This is a genomic window from Antarctobacter sediminis (assembly GCF_019218285.1).
Taxonomy (GTDB): Bacteria; Pseudomonadota; Alphaproteobacteria; order Rhodobacterales; family Rhodobacteraceae; genus Antarctobacter; species Antarctobacter sediminis.
Map to the genome: position 1 here is coordinate 737233 of NZ_JAHUZG010000002.1, position 18683 is coordinate 755915.

Consider the following 18683-nt stretch of genomic DNA (forward strand, 5'->3'; position numbering starts at 1 on the left):
AGAGTCGCGGATCAATCGGGCGCCGGCGGGGCGCTACGGGCTATACATATGCAGATCACGCGGTTTGTCTGCCAGTCCTGCGCCGCTAGTTCACGCAGGGTTGTACAGTGGAGTGGCCGTGATGTCTTTTGCCCTAGTTTTCGACTGCGAGTTCCTGACCGCCGAAGGGTCGCCCTCGCGTTTCTGGTGCGGTCCGCGTGACCCCGATCCGGTGGTGGCCCAGATCGGTATTGCCAAGCTGGGACTGGCCGGGGATTTCCCGCTGCTCGACACCATCCGGCTATACGTGGCTCCGCGGAACCGCCACGGAGCGCCGTGGCATCTGGACCCGTTCTTCACCCGGCTGACAGGGATCACGCCAGACCATATCGCCGCCGAAGGTATTCCGCTGGAACAGGCTTTGCGCCGTGTCGAGGATTTTGCCGAGGGGCGCAAGCTGTGGTCCTGGGGCAAGGATGAATTCAACATGGTTGCGATAAGCTGTTATGTCGAAGGCCTGACGCCCCCGCTCCCGGCCCGGCAATTCGGCAATGCCTGCGACCTGCTGCTGAAGGCCGGAATGCCCTACGACGATCTCAAACGCACGCGAAGTGACAAACTGGCCGACCATTTCAAAATCGAACATCCGCCGTTGCGTGGTCATGATGCTTTGGATGACGCCCTGTCGGTGACCTACGTACTGCAACATTTTTTGCGCCAAGGCGCGCTGACCCAAGCCGATTTTGCCTGATCCCATCAAAAATGCCCCGCCTGCCAACGGGCAAGCGGGGCCAGTTCGTGCCGCGGGCTAGTGCGCGGCATCGGCGGTGTTCATCTTGATGTTGTTGAAGGTGCCGCCCCTCAGTCGGGGCGGTCTGTCATTTCCGAACGGATCTGTTGACGCAGCACGTCGATCGGCACGGTCTGGCCGTCGCGCTTGAAACACCAGTAGGTCCATCCGTTACACGAAGGCGCGCCTTCCAGCTTGGCCCCGACCTGATGGATCGAACCTTTGACGTCGTTCCCGATCAGCGTGCCGTCCGCGCGTACCTTGGCCTTGTGGCGGCCGTTCATGCTCCACAGTTGTTCGCCCGGACGCAGCATGCCGCGCTCGACCAGTTGGCCAAAGGGAACACGCGGTTCCGACCGTTTCGAGGCACTGACCTCAAGCGCGACCTTGTCGAAGGCGCGCACCTTCGAAATCCGCTTTTCCGCAACTTCGCGGTACGCTTCTTCGCGTTCGATACCGATCCAGTCGCGGCCCAGCATCTTGGCCACGGCGCCGGTTGTTCCGGTGCCAAAGAAGGGGTCCAGCACCACGTCGCCGGGGTTCGTTGAGCCGACCAGCACGCGATGCAGCAGCGAGGTGGGCTTTTGCGTCGGATGTGCCTTGTCGCCGTTGGCGTCCTTGATCCGTTCGCCGCCGTTGCAGATCGGCAGTACCCAGTCGCTGCGCATCTGGATGCCTTCGTTCAGCGCCTTCAGCGCCTCGTAGTTGAAGGTGTATTTCGCACCTTCCCCCTTCGAGGCCCAGATCATGGTCTCATGGGCATTGGTGAACCGCTTGCCACGGAAGTTCGGCATCGGGTTCGACTTGCGCCAGACAACATCGTTCAGGATCCAGAAGCCCGCGTCCTGTAGCGCGGCCCCCACCCGAAAGATGTTGTGATAGGAACCGATCACCCAGATCGCCCCGTCGGGCTTGAGCAATCGGCGCGCCGCTGCGAGCCAGTCTTGGGTAAACTTGTCGTAGGCGGCAAAACTGGAAAACTGGTCCCAATGGTCGTCAACTGCGTCCACCTGGGAGTTGTCGGGCCGGTGCAGCGTGCCTTTCAGCTGCAGGTTATAAGGTGGATCGGCAAAGATCAGATCCACGGACGCCTCTGGCAGGCTATTCATCACATCGATGCAATCGCCTGCAAGAATCGTGTTGAGAGGGAGCGCCTGAGCGCTCTTCACCTTTGTCATCGTCTTCATTCTCTGCCTCTAGTCCCCGGCGCTTTTGCGCTCATTGGTTGAGCAAAAGATGAGTCAAAGGTGATTCGCGGTCAATTATATTTTTGAATCAGACACTTGAGTTTTTCGCTTGCCACAAGATATCGCGCACCGGAGCGAAGGAACGTCTATGAAGTGGGGTCACCCCCAAATCTCGGAGTGCAGATTTGTGACACTTCGTCGGGTATCCGGCGTTTGTTTCCCAGCCATATCCCGGAAACTGCGTGGCGGCCTTTTTCATGACATCATCCCGCCAGTTTTTTGCCACAATTGAGGCCGCCGCGATCGACGGTGAGCGCCCGTCGCCGCCGACAATCGGCGTCGCGGGACAGGGCAATTCGGTCGGAAGACGGTTGCCGTCGATCAGCAGATGGTCAGGCACGACCGGCAGATCGGCAACAGCACGCCGCATTGCCAAGAGACTGGCCTGAAGGATGTTCAGTTCGTCGATTTCCTCGACACTGGCCTGGCCGATCCCGACAAGCGCGCTTTGGCGCAGTAGCGGCACAAGGAAGTCCCGGCGCTTGGCCGACAGTTTCTTGGAGTCGTTCAGGCCTTCCGGGATCGCATCCCGGTTCAGGACAACGGCCGCCGCGACGACCGGTCCCGCCAAAGGCCCACGGCCCACTTCATCTACCCCGGCCACACGGGACAACCCGCGCGCCCAGAGCGACTCTTCAAGGTCCAAATTCAGCGTCATGCCCCGGTTGAACCCGAACACCGGGCCCGAGGCAAGGGCGCGTCAACCCGCCAGCCGCGCGACAGCGGGCAAACGCATGGCCAGCGCCCCGGCCCCCACGATCCCCAGAAGGACCAGCACGATCCAGCCAAGAACCGGGATCAGGCCCAACAGCCCTGCCGCCAAAGCGCCAAGGAAGGCTGCCGCAACGGCGGTCAGACGGTCCGAAAGAGAAATCGGCAGATATTCCACCCCCCAAGCGCCCAGCGCGTACAATCCGACGACAAAGCCAAGACCACCAAGGGCCGCCGCCGCGATCCAGAAGAAAGGGGTCAGCAGCGCTCCGATCACAGTGACTGCGACCAGAACCCCTCCGCCGGTCAGCATCGACAACGACAGAAAGCCGATCAATCCAACGCGGAACGGACGATCCGCGATTTCGGTACGCATCGACGACATCCACGACGGCAGAACCAGCGCCACAAGCGCCGTCACCGCACCGGCGATCAACACCCAGACAAGGAAATCCGCCACCAGTTCGCCGGTCTTTTTCTTCTTTGGCCCCTTGGGATGCTGGAACGCCCCGCTGACCCGTTTGAACTTCAGCTCTGTCCGCACCAGCCGGTCGGCAGGCACCACGGTTTCGGGCACCACGGTTGCGCCGATTTCCTCTTCGAAGATCGTCAGCGTGCCACCGATCCGCGCATCGGGGCCAAAGATCAACTCCCGGGCCGAAATCACCGCGTCCCCGCTGACTTCGGCATTCAACTCGACGATCTCGCCGTTCAGGATCGCGCTTTCGGAGATCGGCGCATTCAGGGTCAGCTCAGAGCCGAAGGCCCGCAAATCGCCGCCGACGGGGGCCGAAATGTCCAGCGTATAACCGGCCAATGCCGCATCCCCCGCAATCGGTGCCGCAAGCCGGATCCGCTGACCCGCGGCGTAAAGATTGCCGCCCAGCTCTGCCTCGACATCGACCCAGCGACCCGCCATATGCGCCGTGCCCGCAACCGGGGCCAAGATCTGGACACGCTGACCGGCCAGAAAGGCATCCTCTCGCCCGCTGTCGGACATGCGGACGGTTTGCCCGGCCTGATAGACGTCATTGCCCAGAAAGGCCCGTTGTTCAGTATCCTGTGCCAAGGCAGGGCCAGCCAGCACAAGGCTCAGGATCACCAGTAGCTTTTTCAACATGCGCAAAACTCCCCTGCCCCGGCGGGCACGATTCCCACGCCTGACAGATCAGGCGCCTTGCGCCGCTTTAAAGCGCGGGTCGGGGAGCAGGCTCAACCCTTTTCCGGGTCTTGCCCCTGTGCCTCTTCTTCCAGAATGGCCGTTATGAGGGACAAGACAGCCTCTTCTTCGGACACTTTCCTGGACGCGACCCACATCTCCAGCCGCGCCCGCTCTTCACAGCTCAGTTGCACAAGGATGGGGCGGCGGTCGCCGGAATTCACGGTCTTGTCCCAACCGATGCCCGCATCAAGGGCACGCCGAAGGGTCTGCCGGACAAGATAGGCCAGCGGCACATGGGCCACGGCCTGCTGAACCAGCTCTTTGCGCAGGGATTCTGGCAGGCCCAGGACCAGGGCTTTTCTCGCGTCTCGCCGACTCATGATTGTCCTCGTTTTGGCATGAGTTTCAATTTTAACAGAATGTCGGGCAGCGGCGAGGCCTGATCTCGTGAAAGTTGTAGCTGCTTTGCACGTCTTCCCTGCGGAAACAGCGGGGTTTGCCCAGCGACCAATTCAGGGTACAGCGGCCCCGCCCCCTGAAATGGAGCCGTCAAACATGCATCTTTTTGTCTATGGCACCCTGCTGACCGTTGCTGACCATCCTATGGGGCGCAAGCTGCATGAAGCGGCTGATTTTGTCGGGTCCGGCTGGATCCGCGCCTGCCTTTATCACATCGAGGATCCTGAAGAACCGGGCAACCGTTATCCCGGAGCGGTCCCGTCCGGCTATGACGATGACCGGGTTTATGGCGAGCTTTACGCCCTGCATGACGCCGAGGCCCTGCTGCCCGCCTTCGACAGATACGAAGCCTGTGACCCTTCGCGCCCGGAGCCGCATGAATTTCAGCGCCGCGAGATCCCCGTCACGCTTGAAGACGCCCGGGTGATCCCGGCAGTTTCCTATCTCTATGCATGGGATCTGTCGCGCGCGGCCCGCATCCCCTCGGGACGGATCACAGAGGCGATGCCATCCGCGCGTTGATACGCCGATAAAACGAACAAGGGCGCCCGAAAGCGCCCTTGCGTAATCCTGTGACGGCGTGACGCGCAACCTTCTGGTCCCGCGCCACCCGGCCTGTATCCCCGAAGGGAAACGGCCGTATTACATCATGCCGCCCATGCCGCCCATGTCGGGCATGCCGCCGCCTGCGCCTGCGCCTTCTTTGGCGGGCTTGTCAGCAACCATGGCTTCGGTGGTGATCAGCAGACCGGCAACCGATGCTGCGTCTTCCAGAGCGGTGCGGACAACTTTGGCCGGGTCGATGACGCCGAACTTGAACATGTCGCCATATTCGTCGGTCTGAGCGTTGTAGCCGAACTTGACGTCGTCCGATTCACGGACCTTGCCAGCCACAACCGAACCGTCAACGCCTGCGTTCTCGGCGATCTGGCGCAGCGGAGCTTCCAGCGCGCGGCGCACGATGGCGATACCCGCGTTTTGGTCGCTGTTTGCACCGTTCACGCCTTCCAGCGACTTGGCACCCTGAACCAGGGCCACGCCACCGCCGACCACGATGCCTTCCTGAACGGCGGCACGGGTTGCGTTCAGCGCGTCGTCGACGCGGTCCTTGCGCTCTTTCACTTCGACTTCGGTCATGCCGCCAACGCGGATGACAGCCACACCGCCTGCCAGTTTGGCTACGCGCTCTTGCAGCTTTTCACGGTCGTAGTCCGAAGTGGTTTCTTCGATCTGGGTACGGATCTGCGAAACGCGTGCTTCGATTTCGGCTTTTTCGCCAGCACCGTCGACGATGGTGGTTTCGTCCTTGGTGATCTGAACTTTCTTGGCGGTGCCCAGCATGTCCATGGTCACGGACTCGAGCTTCATGCCGAGGTCTTCCGAGATCACCTGGCCGCCGGTCAGGATCGCGATGTCCTGCAGCATGGCCTTGCGGCGATCGCCGAAGCCCGGTGCCTTGACGGCTGCGATTTTCAGGCCGCCGCGCAGCTTGTTGACCACGAGGGTCGCCAGCGCTTCGCCTTCGACGTCTTCCGCGATGATCAGCAGCGGCTTCTGCGACTGGATCACCGATTCCAGCAGCGGAACCATCGGCTGCAGCGACGAGAGTTTCTTCTCGTGCAGCAGGATCATGCAGTCTTCCAGCTCGGTGGTCATCTTGTCGGCATTGGTCACGAAGTACGGCGACAGGTAGCCACGGTCGAACTGCATGCCTTCGACGACATCGGTCTCGGTTTCCAGACCTTTGTTCTCTTCGACGGTGATAACGCCTTCGTTACCGACCTTCTGCATCGCGTCGGCGATCTGACGGCCGATTTCTGCTTCGCCGTTGGCCGAGATGGTGCCAACCTGAGCGACTTCGTCCGAGTTCTCGACGGTACGGGCTGCCGATTTGATCGCGTCGACGACCTTGGCGGTTGCCAGATCGATGCCGCGCTTGAGGTCCATCGGGTTCATGCCAGCCGCAACAGCTTTCAGGCCTTCCTTGACGATGGCCTGTGCCAGAACGGTCGCGGTGGTGGTGCCGTCACCGGCTTCGTCGTTGGTGCGGGAAGCAACTTCCTTCACCATCTGCGCGCCCATGTTCTCGAACTTGTCTTCCAGTTCGATTTCCTTGGCGACAGAAACACCGTCCTTGGTGATGCGCGGCGCGCCGAACGACTTGTCCAGAACCACGTTGCGGCCTTTCGGGCCCAGGGTCACCTTGACGGCGTCGGCGAGGATGTTGACGCCTTTCAGCATCTTCGTGCGGGCGTCGGTATCGAACTTCACGTCTTTTGCAGACATATGCGTTCTCCTAGATTCGGGTTGATGTCAGCGGTGGACGGGCCTGCGGCCCATCGTTTCCTCAGGCGATGATGCCGAGGATGTCGCTTTCTTTCATGATCAGCAGCTCTTCGCCGTCGACCGTCACTTCGGTGCCCGACCACTTGCCGAACAGGATCTTGTCGCCTTCGGCAACATCCATGGCGATGCGATCACCGTCGTCGTCCTTGGCGCCGGCGCCCACAGCCACAACCAGACCTTCAGCCGGCTTTTCCTTGGCGCTGTCGGGGATGATCAGGCCACCAGCCGTCTTTTCGTCGCTCTCGACGCGACGAACCAGCACGCGGTCATGAAGCGGTTTGAATGCCATCTTCGAGTTCTCCTGGCTCAAAGTTTTCCCTATCGACCCCGTGATCCGGGGCCGTTAGCACTCATCAGGGTCGAGTGCTAACGGCGCTGAGGTAAGGAACGCCCCGAGTCGTGTCAACACGCTGCCGTGAAAATTTGTGCTGAGCCGGAATTTCCCGGCGGCCTGCCCAGTGGTCGATGTAGGGTTTCAACGACAAAGCTGCCAGTCTGACGGCACTGGTGCGAAAGCAGCGACGGAGCACAGCATGAAGATCGGAATCGTCGGGGCCGGCATGGTCGGGGCAGCGGCGGCCTTTGCCTGCGTAATGCGCGGGGCGGCATCGCGCATTGTTCTGGTCGACATCGACGAGGCCCGTGCCCGGGCCGAAGCCGAGGACATCGCCCATGCGGCCCCTTTTGCCAGTGCCGCGCAGATCGCCGCCGGGACATATGATGACCTTGCCGGGGCACGGATCGTGGTTCTGGCCTGCGGGGTCGGCCAGAAGCCGGGCGAAACGCGCCTGCAATTGCTGGACCGCAATGCCGCGGTTTTTCGCTCGGTTGTGGACGAAGTCATGCGGGTCTGCCCCGAGGCGATCCTGCTGGTGGCTTCGAACCCGGTCGACATCATGGGACAGGTCACACAGGCGCTGTCGGGCCTGCCGCCAGGGCGGGTCATTGCCTCTGGCACGATCCTTGATACGGCGCGTTTTCGCTGGCTATTGGGGCGGCATCTTGGAATCGCGCCACGGTCTGTCCATGCCTATGTGCTGGGCGAGCACGGCGATTCCGAGGTTCTGGCATGGTCCGCCGCCCGCGCAGGCTCTGTGAGCGTTCAAAGCTTTGCCGCCCAGATCGGCGCTCCGCTGTCATCTGCGCTTCAGGCGGAAATCGACGAAGGTGTGCGCCGCGCCGCCTATACGATCATCGAGGGAAAAGGAGCCACGTGGTACGGGATTGGGGCCGGGCTTGCCCGCATCGTCAGCGCGATCACACAGGACGAAGGCGCGGTTCTGACTGTTTCGACCGTGGACGACGTCATGGGCGTTCAGGGGACAGCCTGTTCCGTGCCGCGCGTGGTCGGAGCAGCCGGCGTGACCGAGGCACTGGTTCCCGATCTTTCCTCCAGCGAAGCCGACGCCTTGCGCGCCTCGGCTGAAATGTTGCGCGACCGCTTCAGGGAACTCAGCCTCTGACGCGGACCTTGCGCCGCAACTTCATCGCCAGCGCCACGGAAAAACCCGCCGCCACAGCAAGTGCCGCCAACAGACCCGCCCAATCGCTGACCACCTGCGAGACGGCATCTATCTGCGTGCCAAACCCATAACCCAGCCCCACGTAGGCCCCGACCCAGATCGTTTCTCCCAGCGTGTCCCAGACGGCAAACCGCCAGCGGGACAACCCCATGGCGCCGGAAATCAGGTTCACCCAAGGCCCCAGCGGCGCCACAAGCCACGTCGAGAAAAAGACACCCAGCGCACCGTAGCGATGCACCGCCAGCCGCCCGCGCGCGATCAAGCGCCGCTTGCCGGTGCGCCGCGCGATCTGCCGAACCAGAGGGCGGCCGCCCCAACGACCCAGCTGATACCCGGCATTGTCCCCGGCCAGCGCCGCCAGCCAGCCGGCAAGAAAAACCTGCCCCAAGCTCAGGTCGCCCGCTGCGGCAAAAGCCCCGGCCGCCAGCATGACCAGCGCCGTAGGCACCGGCACCAGCAGACAGGACAGAAAGGCCGACCCGGCGACCACCCACAGGCCATACCCCGCGACAAGCGCAAAAATCGCATCACTCATGCCGTGCCCCACGGTGCGCGGCTATCGCCTGTTCCAGATCATCAATCAGGTCCTCAACCGGAACGCCGCGCGTCTGGGCGATCTTCCACAAAGGTTCAGGCCCCTTGCCATCACGGGTCAGCTCCAGCGCCTCACGGACGACCTCGGGCGGCAGATGCCATGACATGCCGACGAAACGCGGCGTCATCCATGCTTCGATGGGCATGTCCTGATGGCGCGGGTCCGCCCAAAAGATCATGCCCATGGCCATGCGCACCGCAAACACCAGCACGATCAGCAGGCTAAGCCCAAGGCCCGCCGTCAACCAAGGCGCATCGCGCCACATCCGTCGCATCAGGCTTTCCTCTGTTCCCGACATCCCATATCCTTCCTGAAACGAGTCACGCCCGCCTGTCCGTCGCTTGTCACGGCCCTTGGACCTCTGGCACGTCCCGATCCATCATTCCCATTTTTCGACACGGGGCAAAACCCGCGCCGTTTCTTTTCGCCCTCAGGATTGCCCATGCCCACGCCACAGGCTGCGCCGTTCCGCACCGCGCCCGCGCCTTCCCAACCCGACAACCTGCGCGGTATCGTGCTGATGCTGCTGGGTTTCTTTTCCTTTGCCGCCTGCGACGTGCTGGCCAAACTGTTGACTGAATCCTTCCATGCCGCACAGGTGGTGTGGTTCCGCCAGATCGGGCTGGCGCTGGGGATCATCGTTCTGATCGTGTTGCGGGGGCCGTCGCTTTTGCGGTCCCGCCTGCCCTTCCTGCAAATTTTCCGAGGCATCACCGCCGTGCTTTCGGCGGTCTGCTTCGTCGTAGGCGTCAGCTTTGTTCCGCTGGCCGATGCGGTCGCCGTGACCTTTATCGCGCCCTTTGTCGTTACCGTCCTTGGTGCGGTCTTTTTGCGCGAACCGGTGGGCATCCGCCGCTGGATCGCAGTCGGAATCGGTTTCGTTGGCATGCTGATCGTTATCCGCCCCGGCATGGGCGTGCTACATCCGGCCATCGGCTTTACCGTGGCTGCCGCCTGTTTCTTTGCCCTGCGCCAGGTTCTGTCGCGCAGTCTCAGCGGCACCGATCCGGTGGTCACGACCGTGGCCTATACCTCGCTGACGTCGATCACGCTGGTCAGCTTTGCCCTGCCCTTTGTCTGGATCACACCGGGGGAAACTTGGCTCTGGCTGGTCGCAATCGGGCTCGCCGTGACCGCGGGTCTGGGCGAGGTGCTGGTCATCCGTGCGCTGGACATTGCCCAAGCCGTCGTCGTCGCGCCTATGCACTATTCGCTGATCCTGTGGAGCACCTTCTACGGCTACGTGGTCTTTTCCGACCTGCCAGACGGCTGGACCATCTTCGGCTGTTCGATCATTGTCGCCTCTGGCCTGTACACGCTGCATCGTGAAAGGCTCGCCAACCGGAAAAAGCCCGCCTAGGGCTTTTCCTCCCAGCTATAGGCCCAATGTTTCAGTCCCGCCCGCCCGGCCTTTGTCAGGGCGTAGACACCGGTATCGACCTTCTCGAACCAGCCATAGTGATTGTCGCGCAGGATCCGGGTGGCCGCGACAACTCCGGTTGCCTTGGCAACGTCGCGCCCCCGGCAGGCACCTTGCTGCGCAAGATGCGCCGCGCAGGCCAGCGAATCCTGTCGATAGCCGGTCACGATTCCATGTCGGGTCGCGCCGCCTTCGTTGGGATCGCCCCGCAACCGTTCGAACGCGCGCAACAGGCGCACCGCCTTGGCCTTGTTCTTGCGCGGCACATATGGCCCTGGGTCGCAATGAACCTCGACCTTGCCGTCGGGCCGGACAGTGATGAACCCCAGCCCCAGCCGCCGACACATTGACAGATTGTCCTTCATCGCCCGTCGCGCCGTGCGCCCCGTGGGCCGCGCCACGGCGATATAGACGCTTTCGGACACGGCCAGCCGCGCGCAGGCCTGATGATACAGCGCCAGCGTGATCCGCAATTTCAGCTCGACGATGACCGGCGCTTCGCCCTCCCGCACGGCCACAAGATCGGCCGCGCCGACCTCGCCCTTGACCTCATATCCCTGCCCTTCCAGCAAGGCTTTGACCGGCCCGTATAGATCGCTTTCCCGCTTCATTTGCGCAGTCTCTTCTCGGTGCCTGCCCTTGTCCAGAACCCGCCTCAAGGACTAAGTGAAACACAACCTGACGCAGAAAGAGACGCCATGCGCCTGATCCTCCTCGCCCTGACCTTCCTTGGCCTCTGCGCCACCTCCCTGCGCGCCGCCTGTGACGGTCGCGATCTGATGGACACGCTGACGCCCACGGAACAGGCCGAATTCGACGCCCGGCTGGCCAAGACCGCCTTTCCCTCGGGTAATCACTGGCGGGCCACACGGGGCCAAAAAGTGCTGCACCTGGTCGGCACCGTCCATCTGGACGACCCGCGACTGGACGGACCGGTCGAACGGCTCGCTCCCCTGATCCGGGGGGCGGACATGCTGCTGTTGGAAATGGACGCCGACGAAAAGGCCGCGCTGGAGCAGGCGCTCAAGACGCGCATGGACATGCTGCTGCTACAAGAGACGACCCTGCCGGAACTCTTGCCCGAAGACGAATGGCAACGGCTGTCCGAAGCCATGCGCCTGCGTGGCATGCCCCCCTTCATGGCTGCCAAGATGCGGCCGTGGTACGTGTCGATCCTCTTGTCCATCCCGCCCTGCATGAAGGACCAGCTGGCCGAGGCCAACGGGCTGGACGCGCAACTGGAACAGATGGCAAGGGCCGACGGCGTGCCGACCCGGTCGCTTGAACCCTATGGCACCGGGTTCGAGGCCTTTTCCGACATGCCCATCGAAACACAGCTTTTGATGATCCGTTCAGCCCTAAGCTCACCGGAAAGCGGCGAAGACCTGTTCGAAACCATGCTCGCCGCCTATTTCGCCGAAGAGCACGGGGCAAGCCAACTGGCGCTGGAGGTGCTGTCGCCCCGGTTGACCCCGCTCAGCCGCGCGGAAAACGATGAGGTCTACAGCATGATCGAAGAGACCCTTCTGACCGCCCGCAACCGCGCTTGGATCCCCGAGCTTCTGGATGCGTTGGCACTGTCCGACGGGTATGTCGTCGCCGCCTTTGGCGCGGCGCATCTGGCAGGCGAAAACGGCGTCCTGCATCTACTGGCGGACGAGGGCTTTACCCTCGAACGCCTGCCGTTCTGAGCACTCCGACCGCCCCGGCGCGCCAGTGGCCGGGGATGGTGGGCGGGGCGACGTCGGGGCCAAAGGCCCCGTCGAGCGCCGTCCCCCCGGCCAACCTCAGGCCGCCAGCCCCCGCCCTTTCAGCAATGCCTCGACCCCTGGCATCCGACCACGGAATTGCATGTACAGGTCCTCGGCCTCGACCGAGCCGCCTTTCGACAGGATGAACCTTTCCAGCTTGGCCGCCGTTTCGGGATCAAAGGCCCCGCCCGCATCCTCAAAGGCTTCGAAGGCATCCGCGTCCATGACCTCGGACCACATGTAGCTGTAATATCCCGACGAATACCCGTCCCCGGCAAAAACATGTGCGAAATGCGGTGTCGCATGGCGCATCACGATGGCGCGGGGCATCCCGATACTCTCCAATACTTCGGCCTGCTTCTGCATCGGGTCTGCGGGCGCCGCACCCGAATGGAACTCCAGATCCACCAGCGCCGAGGCGACATATTCAACCGTTTGGAACCCCATGTCGAAATTCGCCGCCTTCAGGACCTTCTCCAGCAACGCCTCGGGCATTGCTTCGCCTGTCTCGGCATGGGTGGCAAATTCCGAAAGCACCTCGGGCACCTCCAGCCAATGCTCGTACAGTTGCGACGGCAGTTCGACAAAATCACGGGCAACCGACGTGCCCGAAACCGAACCAAAGGTCACATCCGAAAGCATCTGGTGCAAGGCATGGCCGAATTCGTGGAACAAGGTCCGCGCGTCGTCGTAGGACAGCAACGCAGGCTTGCCTTCGGACGGTTTGGCGAAATTACAGACATTCACGACGATCGGGGCCTTTTCCACCGGCCGTTTCGCCTGAGTCCGGAAGGCCGAACACCATGCGCCCGACCGTTTCGACGCCCGCGCGAAATAATCGCCGATAAACACCGCCACATGTTGGCCGTCCCGCGTGACCTCCCACGCGCGGCAATCTGCATGGTACAACGCCACGTCCAGCGGCTTGAACTCCAGCCCGAACAGACGGTTCGCACAGGCAAAGGCCGCTTCGATCATCCGGTCGAGTTGCAGGTAAGGCTTCAGCTCCGCCTCATCCAGATCGTGCTGCGCCTTGCGGCGCTTCTCGGCGTAATAGCGCCAATCCCATGGCTCCAGCGGTCCGTCGATCCCGTCGGCATGCAACATCTCCTGCATCTCGACCGCATCCCTCTCGGCCGCCGCCTTGGCCGGCTCCCAGACGGCCATCAGCAAGGCACGCACCTTGTCCGGAGCGCCCGCCATTTCGGTTTCCAGCTTGAAGGCGGCAAAATCCTCATAGCCCAGCAACCGGGCGCGTTCTTCACGCAGCTTCAACACCTCCGCTGCGATGCCACGATTGTCTGTTTCGCCACCATTTTCGCCGCGCATCACCCACGCCCGCCACGCTTTTTCGCGCAGATCGCGGCGCGGCGAAAATTGCAGGAAAGGCACAATCAGCGATCGTGACAGGGTCACGACAGGTCCGTCGGCCTCCAACGCCGCACCGGCGGACCGGGCGGCATCCACCACAAACTCCGGCAACCCGTCCAGATCCGCCTCGGTCAGGGCCATCGACCAGTCGGATTCATCCTTCAGAAGGTTCTGAGTAAATTCGGTCCCCAGAACCGCCAACCGCGACTTGACCGCCTTCATCCGCTCGGCCTCGTCGCCGTCCAGCGACGCACCGGCGCGCACGAAATCCCGATGCGTCAGATACAGGACGCGCGCCTCTTCCTCTGTCAGGCCCAGCGTGTCGCGCCGCTCCCAAAGGTCGCTGATGCGCCCGAACAACGCCGCATTGGAATAGATCGCCGAACTATGCGCCGACAACTTGGGGGAAAACGCCCGCTGCAAGTCCTGTCGCGCGGGGTTGCTGTCTGCGCCGGCAATGTTGAAAAACGTGCCCAGCACCTTGTCCAGAGCCTCCCCCGACCCTTCCATCGCCTCAATGGTATTGGCAAAGCTCGGCTCATCGGGGTTCGCGGCAATTGCCTCGATCTCGGCCGTATGCGCCGCCAATGCCGCGTCCAGCGCGGGGGCAAAATCCTCGTCCGAGATCTCGGCAAAGGGCGCGATGCCGAAAGGGGTGGTCCATTCGGCCAGCAGCGGGTTGGTCATCTGCAAATCTCCTGATCACTTACGCAAAACTATGCCTCGGCGCCCGCCGCTTCAATCGCGCCGGAACAGCTTTGTTCCGGCCTCTCCGCCCGGTTCACCCCTCTCGCGCCCCACAGACCGGACAGCTTTCACGCCGCTTCAACCCGATCTTGCGGGTTTCGCCCCATAGCGCGTCATAGATCAGCATCTCCCCCCGCAGCACGGCCCCGGCCCCGGCAATCAGCTTGATGCATTCCACCGCCATCATCGACCCAACGACACCGGGCAAAGGACCAAGAACACCGGCCACGGCACAGCTGGGGGCCAACCCCGGCGCGGGGGCCTCGGGAAAGATGCACTGATAACACGGGCCGCCCTCTGCCGGGTGAAAGACGCTGACTTGCCCCTCCCATTGGCTCAAGGCCCCGGAAATCAGCGGCTTGCCCGCCGCCACACAGGCCTTGTTCACCATGTAACGAGTTTCGAAATTATCCGTCCCGTCCAGCACGACATCGAAATCCTCAAGCAGGGCGGAAACGGTCTCTGCATCCAGCCGCCGCTTGTACGGCTTGACCGTGATGTAAGGGTTGATCCCCTCCATCGCGGCCTGTGCGGAAAACACCTTTGGCATTCCGATGCGCGCATCGCTGTGGATCACCTGCCGTTGCAGATTGCCGCTGTCGACCTCGTCGTCGTCGATCACCCCGATCGTCCCGACACCCGCAGCGGCAAGATACAACAACACCGGAGAACCAAGCCCCCCGGCACCCACCACCAGAACGCGCGCCTCCTTCAGCCGCTTCTGCCCCGGACCGCCCAATTCGCGCAGCACGATATGCCGGGCATAGCGTTCCAGCTCGCCCTCGCGGAACTTGCCCGGATCCTGCGCCGGGGCTTCTGCACTTGTCTTTTCCACCGCTCTTGCCTTCAACCAGCGCAGCCCCAGCGCATAGGCCAGCCCCAATGCGCCAAATCCGCCAAGGATCAACCATGGGGCCGCGCTGCCCCCTGTTGCCTCCCGCAGCGGGTGCCCGGCAGGCAGGATCACCTGCACCGCCAGCACACCCACGTAAAGCAGTCCCAGCATATAGCCCCGCGCCGCCCGAGGGGCCTTCATCAGGTGGCCGATCCCCCAGATCATCGCCGCAAGGCCCAAAACCAGCATCATCAGCCGCGTCCCGTGGAACCGAAACCGCCCGAACCCCGTGCGGTCTCCTCCAGCGCCCCCTCGCGGAACACCGCACGCACCACAGGGGCCACCACCATCTGCGCAATCCGGTCACCGTGGGCGATCACGAAATCCTCCCCGCCCGCATTCATCACGATCACGCCAAGCGGGCCGCGATAGTCGCTGTCGATCGTTCCCGGCGCATTGGGCAGGGTGATCCCGTGTTTCAGCGCCAGCCCGGACCGTGGCCGCACCTGCACCTCGAACTCCGCCGGGATGGCTATCCGCAACCCCGTGGGCACCAGCACCCGCGCGCCCGGTGCAAGGCGGATCTCCCCCCGATCCGGCAGGTTGGCGCGCAGATCCGCGCCCGCCGCCCCGGCGGTGGCATAGACCGGCAGGCCCAGCGCGCGATCCGCACCGTCGACCCATTCGAACCCAATCACGACCTGTGTTTCTTCTTGGCTCAAATACTCAATCTCCACCGGTGCCGCCTGCACCATCCCACGGACCGGGCGCGCGCGAACTGACGCCAAGCGCCTCGGCGATCCGGCACGCCAGCCGCTCCGCCACGGCACGTTTCGACGCCCGGGGCCAGCTCTCGGCCCCGGCCTCCGAAATCAGCACAACGGCGTTTTCGCTGCCCCCCATGATGCCCGTCGCGGGCGAGACATCATTGGCCACGATCCAGTCACAGCCCTTGCGCACCCGCTTGGCGGTGGCATGGGCCACCACGTCGTTTGTCTCGGCGGCAAAGCCGACCACCAGCGCCGGGCGCCCCTCCGCCAGCTGTGAGACCTCGGCAAGGATGTCCGGGTTCTCGGCAAACTCCAGTACGGGCAGCTTGCCGCCTTCCTTCTTGATCTTCGCGTCCGAGGCGCTGGCCACGCGCCAATCGGCAACGGCAGCGGCAAAGACCCCGGCCTCCACCGGCAGCGCGCCCATCACGGCGTCGCGCATTTCGCGCGCGCTTTCCACCTCCACCACCTGCACACCAACGGGCCGCGCGGCCTCGGCGGGACCGGTGACAAAGACCACCTCGGCCCCAAGGTCGCGCAGCGCCTCGGCGATGGCGGTCCCCTGCGCGCCTGACGAACGGTTGGCGATATAGCGCACCGGGTCGATGGGTTCATGCGTCGGGCCGGATGTCACCAACACGCGCCGCCCGGCCAGCGGCCCCTTGGCAAACACCGCTTCCACCGCGGCAATGATTTCCAGCGGCTCGGCCATACGTCCCGGCCCGTATTCACCACAGGCCATGTCGCCCGAATTGGGGCCGACCACCCGAATGCCGTCCCCTTGCAGGACCTCAAGATTGCGCTGTGTTGCGGGATGCTCCCACATACGGACATTCATGGCCGGCGCGATCATCACCGGCGTATCCGTCGCCATCAACAGCGTCGTGGCAAGGTCGTTTGCGTGACCGCCCGCCATCTTGGCCATGAGGTCCGCCGTCGCCGGGGCCACAACCATCAGATCGGCCACCCGACTCAGCTGGATGTGCCCCATCTCCGCCTCTTTGGTCAGGTCAAAGAGGTCGCGGTGAACCTCTTCGCCCGCCAGGGCCGACACGGACAAGGGGGTGACGAATTCCTCCGCCGCCCGTGTCATCACCGGCGCCACCAAGGCCCCGCGTTCGCGCAGCCGGCGGATCAGGTCCAGACATTTATAGGCAGCGATGCCGCCCCCGATAATCAGAAGAATGCGTTTTCCGGCCAGCACGTCGCGCCCTCTCTCAAGACGCCCGCACTATGCAGCACAGGCCCCTGTCCGCAAGTCCCCCACCCGCACGACCCTGCGATCACTTGCTGCGAAACGCCTCGCAGGGGTCACCACGGTCGACGGGCGGCGCGGTTTCGATCTGGTCAAAGCCCCCGTCCGGGACAGAGCGGCCCTTTTCACCTTGGCCCAGCGCAAAGATCACAACCTCGGGCGCGGCGCGCGACACAAGGGCCGGCGCGCCCCAGTCCAGCCGCGCATGGCCGTTTCCGGTAATCACCGCCACCGGCCCACCGGTCTGTTCCAGCGCCGCAAGCGCCGCAGCCGCAAGCCGCGCGTCCCGCAAACGTTGGATATCGACCATGGCGGGCAGCATCTCGGGAGGCAGCGCATCGCAATGGGCTGCCATTTGCAAGGCCTCCCGTGCCGCCTGCTCCCCCTCGGGCAAAGGTGTGTCCAACCCGAACCGCGCCGCGTCTTCACCAAAAACCTCGGCCAGCCCCTGACCCATAACGGCGCGCGCCTCGCCGCGGGGCAGTTGCGCACCGAAATGCACCGCCTCCGGGGCGGCGGCAAAAATCGGGTAGTACATGGAAAAGTCGGGCCAGCCGCTGTCAGCCCAGCCCAATGCCGCCTCCAGCGCGCTTTCGTCTGCGATCAGTTCGGGCGTCAACACGTCGGACGCGCCGGGCTCCAGCATTTCCCAGACGATGGCAGCAGGTTTGACCTCGGCCACAAAGGCCGCCTGCGTCAGGTGGTGCGCCGGATTGTCATGCACCTCGCCCAAGAACAGAACTTGCGCATCGATATGTCCGTCTGCAAAGGCTGGGGACGCGACGGCCATCAGGCCAAAAATCAGATGTCTCATGCGAGGAAGTGATGCACTTCTCCGCTCTGGGCCTCAAGCGACTTGCGCATCTTTCCAAAGGCCGCAGCCTCCAATTGGCGAACGCGCTCTTTGCTCAGGCCCAGTTCATTGCCCAGAGATTCAAGCGTCCGCGGATCCTCACGCAGCTTGCGTTCACGCACGATAAACCTTTCGCGATCATTCAGCGCCCCCATGGCCTGAACCAGCCACTCTCGGAGCTGTTCGCGATCATGTTCGTTTTCGACGATCTCCGAGGCCTGCGCCCCGTCATCCTCGATGGTGTCTATCCACTCCCGACCTTCATCCTCGACCGATTGGGTCGCGTTCAAAGAGTAGTCGGAACCGGACAGCCGACCTTCCATCATCTCGACGTCGCGCAGAGGCACACCGATTTCGGTTGCAATCTTGTGACGCAACTGGTGGCCGTCCAGCTGCTCGCCATGGGCCGCCGCCTCACGCTCGATCCGGGCCTGAACACGACGCATGTTGAAGAACAATGACTTCTGAGACGAGGTCGAGCCCGTCCGCACCATCGACCAATTCCGCATCACGTAGTCCTGGATCGAGGCCTTGATCCACCAGACCGCATAAGTCGAAAAGCGCACCCCGCGGTCCGGATCGAACTTGTCCGCCGCTTTCATCAGGCCCAGCCCCGCCTCCTGAATGAGGTCGTTCATCGGCGCGCCATAGCGTTTGAACTTGGCTGCCATTGAAATCGCCAGCCGCATATAAGCCTGAATCAACCGGTGCAGGGCCTGTTCGTCACGGTCATCACGCCAAGCGTAGGCCAGTTTCAGTTCCGTCTCTGCATCCAGCAATTCGGCCTTCATGGCCCGACGAGACAAGCTTTGGTCATTGAACGTATCAAGCGCCATATCAGCTCCCCTGATGATCTCGGGGCCCCTTTG

General features: G+C 63.1%; 20 protein-coding genes. 5 read left to right on the forward strand and 15 right to left on the reverse strand.

The annotated features are described in order from the left end of the window. The first annotated feature begins 121 nt into the window (after positions 1 to 121). On the forward strand, positions 122 to 730 hold the full coding sequence (locus tag KJP30_RS11465; protein WP_218449381.1) for a 3'-5' exonuclease family protein: 609 nt from the start codon (positions 122 to 124) through the stop codon (positions 728 to 730). A 110-nt stretch (positions 731 to 840) separates the two neighbouring features. Here KJP30_RS11465 and KJP30_RS11470 read toward each other — a convergent pair whose 3' ends face one another. The 4 genes from KJP30_RS11470 to KJP30_RS11485 form a co-directional block, all read right to left on the reverse strand. After that, positions 841 to 1956 (reverse strand): site-specific DNA-methyltransferase, encoded by a 1116-nt coding sequence (locus KJP30_RS11470; protein WP_218449382.1) that lies wholly within the window; start codon positions 1954 to 1956, stop codon positions 841 to 843. Positions 1957 to 2044: 88 nt separating this feature from the next. Then, a complete protein-coding gene (gene rnhB / locus KJP30_RS11475; protein ID WP_218449384.1) occupies positions 2045 to 2674 on the reverse strand; it encodes a ribonuclease HII in 630 nt (209 codons plus the stop codon). A 42-nt stretch (positions 2675 to 2716) separates the two neighbouring features. Next, positions 2717 to 3847 (reverse strand): DUF8173 domain-containing protein, encoded by a 1131-nt coding sequence (locus KJP30_RS11480; RefSeq protein WP_218449386.1) that lies wholly within the window; start codon positions 3845 to 3847, stop codon positions 2717 to 2719. A 92-nt stretch (positions 3848 to 3939) separates the two neighbouring features. After that, a complete protein-coding gene (locus KJP30_RS11485) occupies positions 3940 to 4269 on the reverse strand; it encodes a hypothetical protein (RefSeq protein WP_218449387.1) in 330 nt (109 codons plus the stop codon). Between the two features lie 175 nt (positions 4270 to 4444). Here KJP30_RS11485 and KJP30_RS11490 point away from each other — a divergent pair, with 175 nt between their 5' ends. Continuing rightward, positions 4445 to 4870 (forward strand): gamma-glutamylcyclotransferase family protein, encoded by a 426-nt coding sequence (locus tag KJP30_RS11490; RefSeq protein WP_218449388.1) that lies wholly within the window; start codon positions 4445 to 4447, stop codon positions 4868 to 4870. A gap of 120 nt (positions 4871 to 4990) precedes the next feature. On the opposite strand, the gene groL is transcribed toward KJP30_RS11490, so the two are convergent. Then, positions 4991 to 6634: a chaperonin GroEL gene (gene groL, locus KJP30_RS11495; protein WP_218449389.1), complete on the reverse strand. Its 1644-nt coding sequence runs from the start codon at positions 6632 to 6634 to the stop codon at positions 4991 to 4993. 61 nt (positions 6635 to 6695) lie between these two features. Next, the gene (gene groES, locus KJP30_RS11500) at positions 6696 to 6983 is read right to left on the reverse strand and encodes a co-chaperone GroES (protein WP_218449390.1); all 288 of its coding nucleotides are present in this window, start codon (positions 6981 to 6983) and stop codon (positions 6696 to 6698) included. A 244-nt stretch (positions 6984 to 7227) separates the two neighbouring features. Here groES and KJP30_RS11505 point away from each other — a divergent pair, with 244 nt between their 5' ends. Beyond that, positions 7228 to 8157: an L-lactate dehydrogenase gene (locus KJP30_RS11505; protein WP_218449401.1), complete on the forward strand. Its 930-nt coding sequence runs from the start codon at positions 7228 to 7230 to the stop codon at positions 8155 to 8157. On the opposite strand, the gene KJP30_RS11510 is transcribed toward KJP30_RS11505, so the two are convergent. Both KJP30_RS11510 and KJP30_RS11515 read right to left on the reverse strand, forming a co-directional pair. Continuing rightward, positions 8147 to 8752, reverse strand: coding sequence for a DedA family protein (locus tag KJP30_RS11510; protein ID WP_218449403.1), 606 nt, complete (start codon positions 8750 to 8752; stop codon positions 8147 to 8149). The two genes, KJP30_RS11505 and KJP30_RS11510, sit on opposite strands and share 11 nt — an antisense overlap. Next, complete coding sequence (locus KJP30_RS11515) at positions 8745 to 9110, reverse strand: hypothetical protein (RefSeq protein ID WP_218449405.1); 366 nt, start codon at positions 9108 to 9110, stop codon at positions 8745 to 8747. The genes KJP30_RS11510 and KJP30_RS11515 overlap by 8 nt, the downstream gene beginning before the upstream one ends. Positions 9111 to 9254: 144 nt before the next feature. Between KJP30_RS11515 and KJP30_RS11520 the strand changes: the two genes are divergently transcribed. Then, positions 9255 to 10172 (forward strand): DMT family transporter, encoded by a 918-nt coding sequence (locus KJP30_RS11520; protein ID WP_246594471.1) that lies wholly within the window; start codon positions 9255 to 9257, stop codon positions 10170 to 10172. Here KJP30_RS11520 and KJP30_RS11525 read toward each other — a convergent pair. Beyond that, positions 10169 to 10843, reverse strand: a complete 675-nt coding sequence (locus tag KJP30_RS11525) for a DUF2161 domain-containing phosphodiesterase (protein ID WP_218449407.1) — start codon at positions 10841 to 10843, stop codon at positions 10169 to 10171. The genes KJP30_RS11520 and KJP30_RS11525 overlap by 4 nt on opposite strands. A gap of 87 nt (positions 10844 to 10930) precedes the next feature. Here KJP30_RS11525 and KJP30_RS11530 point away from each other — a divergent pair, with 87 nt between their 5' ends. Further along, a complete protein-coding gene (locus tag KJP30_RS11530) occupies positions 10931 to 11923 on the forward strand; it encodes a TraB/GumN family protein (RefSeq protein WP_218449408.1) in 993 nt (330 codons plus the stop codon). Between the two features lie 96 nt (positions 11924 to 12019). Here the strand turns inward: KJP30_RS11530 and KJP30_RS11535 are convergent, their stop codons facing one another. The 6 genes from KJP30_RS11535 to KJP30_RS11560 all read right to left on the reverse strand — a co-directional run bounded on the left by KJP30_RS11535 (position 12020) and on the right by KJP30_RS11560 (position 18650). Further along, positions 12020 to 14041 (reverse strand): M3 family metallopeptidase, encoded by a 2022-nt coding sequence (locus KJP30_RS11535; protein ID WP_218449409.1) that lies wholly within the window; start codon positions 14039 to 14041, stop codon positions 12020 to 12022. 94 nt (positions 14042 to 14135) lie between these two features. Continuing rightward, positions 14136 to 15188 (reverse strand): HesA/MoeB/ThiF family protein, encoded by a 1053-nt coding sequence (locus KJP30_RS11540; protein WP_218449410.1) that lies wholly within the window; start codon positions 15186 to 15188, stop codon positions 14136 to 14138. Beyond that, the gene (gene dut / locus KJP30_RS11545) at positions 15188 to 15658 is read right to left on the reverse strand and encodes a dUTP diphosphatase (RefSeq protein WP_246594472.1); all 471 of its coding nucleotides are present in this window, start codon (positions 15656 to 15658) and stop codon (positions 15188 to 15190) included. Before dut ends, KJP30_RS11540 begins: the two co-directional genes overlap by 1 nt. 4 nt (positions 15659 to 15662) lie before the next feature. Then, positions 15663 to 16910: a bifunctional phosphopantothenoylcysteine decarboxylase/phosphopantothenate--cysteine ligase CoaBC gene (coaBC, locus tag KJP30_RS11550; protein ID WP_218449421.1), complete on the reverse strand. Its 1248-nt coding sequence runs from the start codon at positions 16908 to 16910 to the stop codon at positions 15663 to 15665. A 79-nt stretch (positions 16911 to 16989) separates the two neighbouring features. Beyond that, complete coding sequence (locus KJP30_RS11555; protein ID WP_218449422.1) at positions 16990 to 17775, reverse strand: ChaN family lipoprotein; 786 nt, start codon at positions 17773 to 17775, stop codon at positions 16990 to 16992. Next, positions 17772 to 18650: an RNA polymerase factor sigma-32 gene (locus KJP30_RS11560; RefSeq protein ID WP_218449424.1), complete on the reverse strand. Its 879-nt coding sequence runs from the start codon at positions 18648 to 18650 to the stop codon at positions 17772 to 17774. Before KJP30_RS11560 ends, KJP30_RS11555 begins: the two co-directional genes overlap by 4 nt. Positions 18651 to 18683: the final 33 nt, after the last annotated feature.

Excerpts from the sequence above, each read along its gene's own strand:
- KJP30_RS11465 (WP_218449381.1), top strand. The coding sequence starts at position 122 with ATGTCTTTTGCCCTAGTTTTCGACTGCGAGTTCCTGACCGCCGAAGGG.
- KJP30_RS11470 (WP_218449382.1), bottom strand. The coding sequence starts at position 1,956 with ATGAAGACGATGACAAAGGTGAAGAGCGCTCAGGCGCTCCCTCTCAAC.
- rnhB (WP_218449384.1), bottom strand. The coding sequence starts at position 2,674 with ATGACGCTGAATTTGGACCTTGAAGAGTCGCTCTGGGCGCGCGGGTTG.
- KJP30_RS11480 (WP_218449386.1), bottom strand. The coding sequence starts at position 3,847 with ATGTTGAAAAAGCTACTGGTGATCCTGAGCCTTGTGCTGGCTGGCCCT.
- KJP30_RS11485 (WP_218449387.1), bottom strand. The coding sequence starts at position 4,269 with ATGAGTCGGCGAGACGCGAGAAAAGCCCTGGTCCTGGGCCTGCCAGAA.
- KJP30_RS11490 (WP_218449388.1), top strand. The coding sequence starts at position 4,445 with ATGCATCTTTTTGTCTATGGCACCCTGCTGACCGTTGCTGACCATCCT.
- groL (WP_218449389.1), bottom strand. The coding sequence starts at position 6,634 with ATGTCTGCAAAAGACGTGAAGTTCGATACCGACGCCCGCACGAAGATG.
- groES (WP_218449390.1), bottom strand. The coding sequence starts at position 6,983 with ATGGCATTCAAACCGCTTCATGACCGCGTGCTGGTTCGTCGCGTCGAG.
- KJP30_RS11505 (WP_218449401.1), top strand. The coding sequence starts at position 7,228 with ATGAAGATCGGAATCGTCGGGGCCGGCATGGTCGGGGCAGCGGCGGCC.
- KJP30_RS11510 (WP_218449403.1), bottom strand. The coding sequence starts at position 8,752 with ATGAGTGATGCGATTTTTGCGCTTGTCGCGGGGTATGGCCTGTGGGTG.
- KJP30_RS11515 (WP_218449405.1), bottom strand. The coding sequence starts at position 9,110 with ATGTCGGGAACAGAGGAAAGCCTGATGCGACGGATGTGGCGCGATGCG.
- KJP30_RS11520 (WP_246594471.1), top strand. The coding sequence starts at position 9,255 with ATGCCCACGCCACAGGCTGCGCCGTTCCGCACCGCGCCCGCGCCTTCC.
- KJP30_RS11525 (WP_218449407.1), bottom strand. The coding sequence starts at position 10,843 with ATGAAGCGGGAAAGCGATCTATACGGGCCGGTCAAAGCCTTGCTGGAA.
- KJP30_RS11530 (WP_218449408.1), top strand. The coding sequence starts at position 10,931 with ATGCGCCTGATCCTCCTCGCCCTGACCTTCCTTGGCCTCTGCGCCACC.
- KJP30_RS11535 (WP_218449409.1), bottom strand. The coding sequence starts at position 14,041 with ATGACCAACCCGCTGCTGGCCGAATGGACCACCCCTTTCGGCATCGCG.
- KJP30_RS11540 (WP_218449410.1), bottom strand. The coding sequence starts at position 15,188 with ATGATGCTGGTTTTGGGCCTTGCGGCGATGATCTGGGGGATCGGCCAC.
- KJP30_RS11555 (WP_218449422.1), bottom strand. The coding sequence starts at position 17,775 with ATGAGACATCTGATTTTTGGCCTGATGGCCGTCGCGTCCCCAGCCTTT.
- KJP30_RS11560 (WP_218449424.1), bottom strand. The coding sequence starts at position 18,650 with ATGGCGCTTGATACGTTCAATGACCAAAGCTTGTCTCGTCGGGCCATG.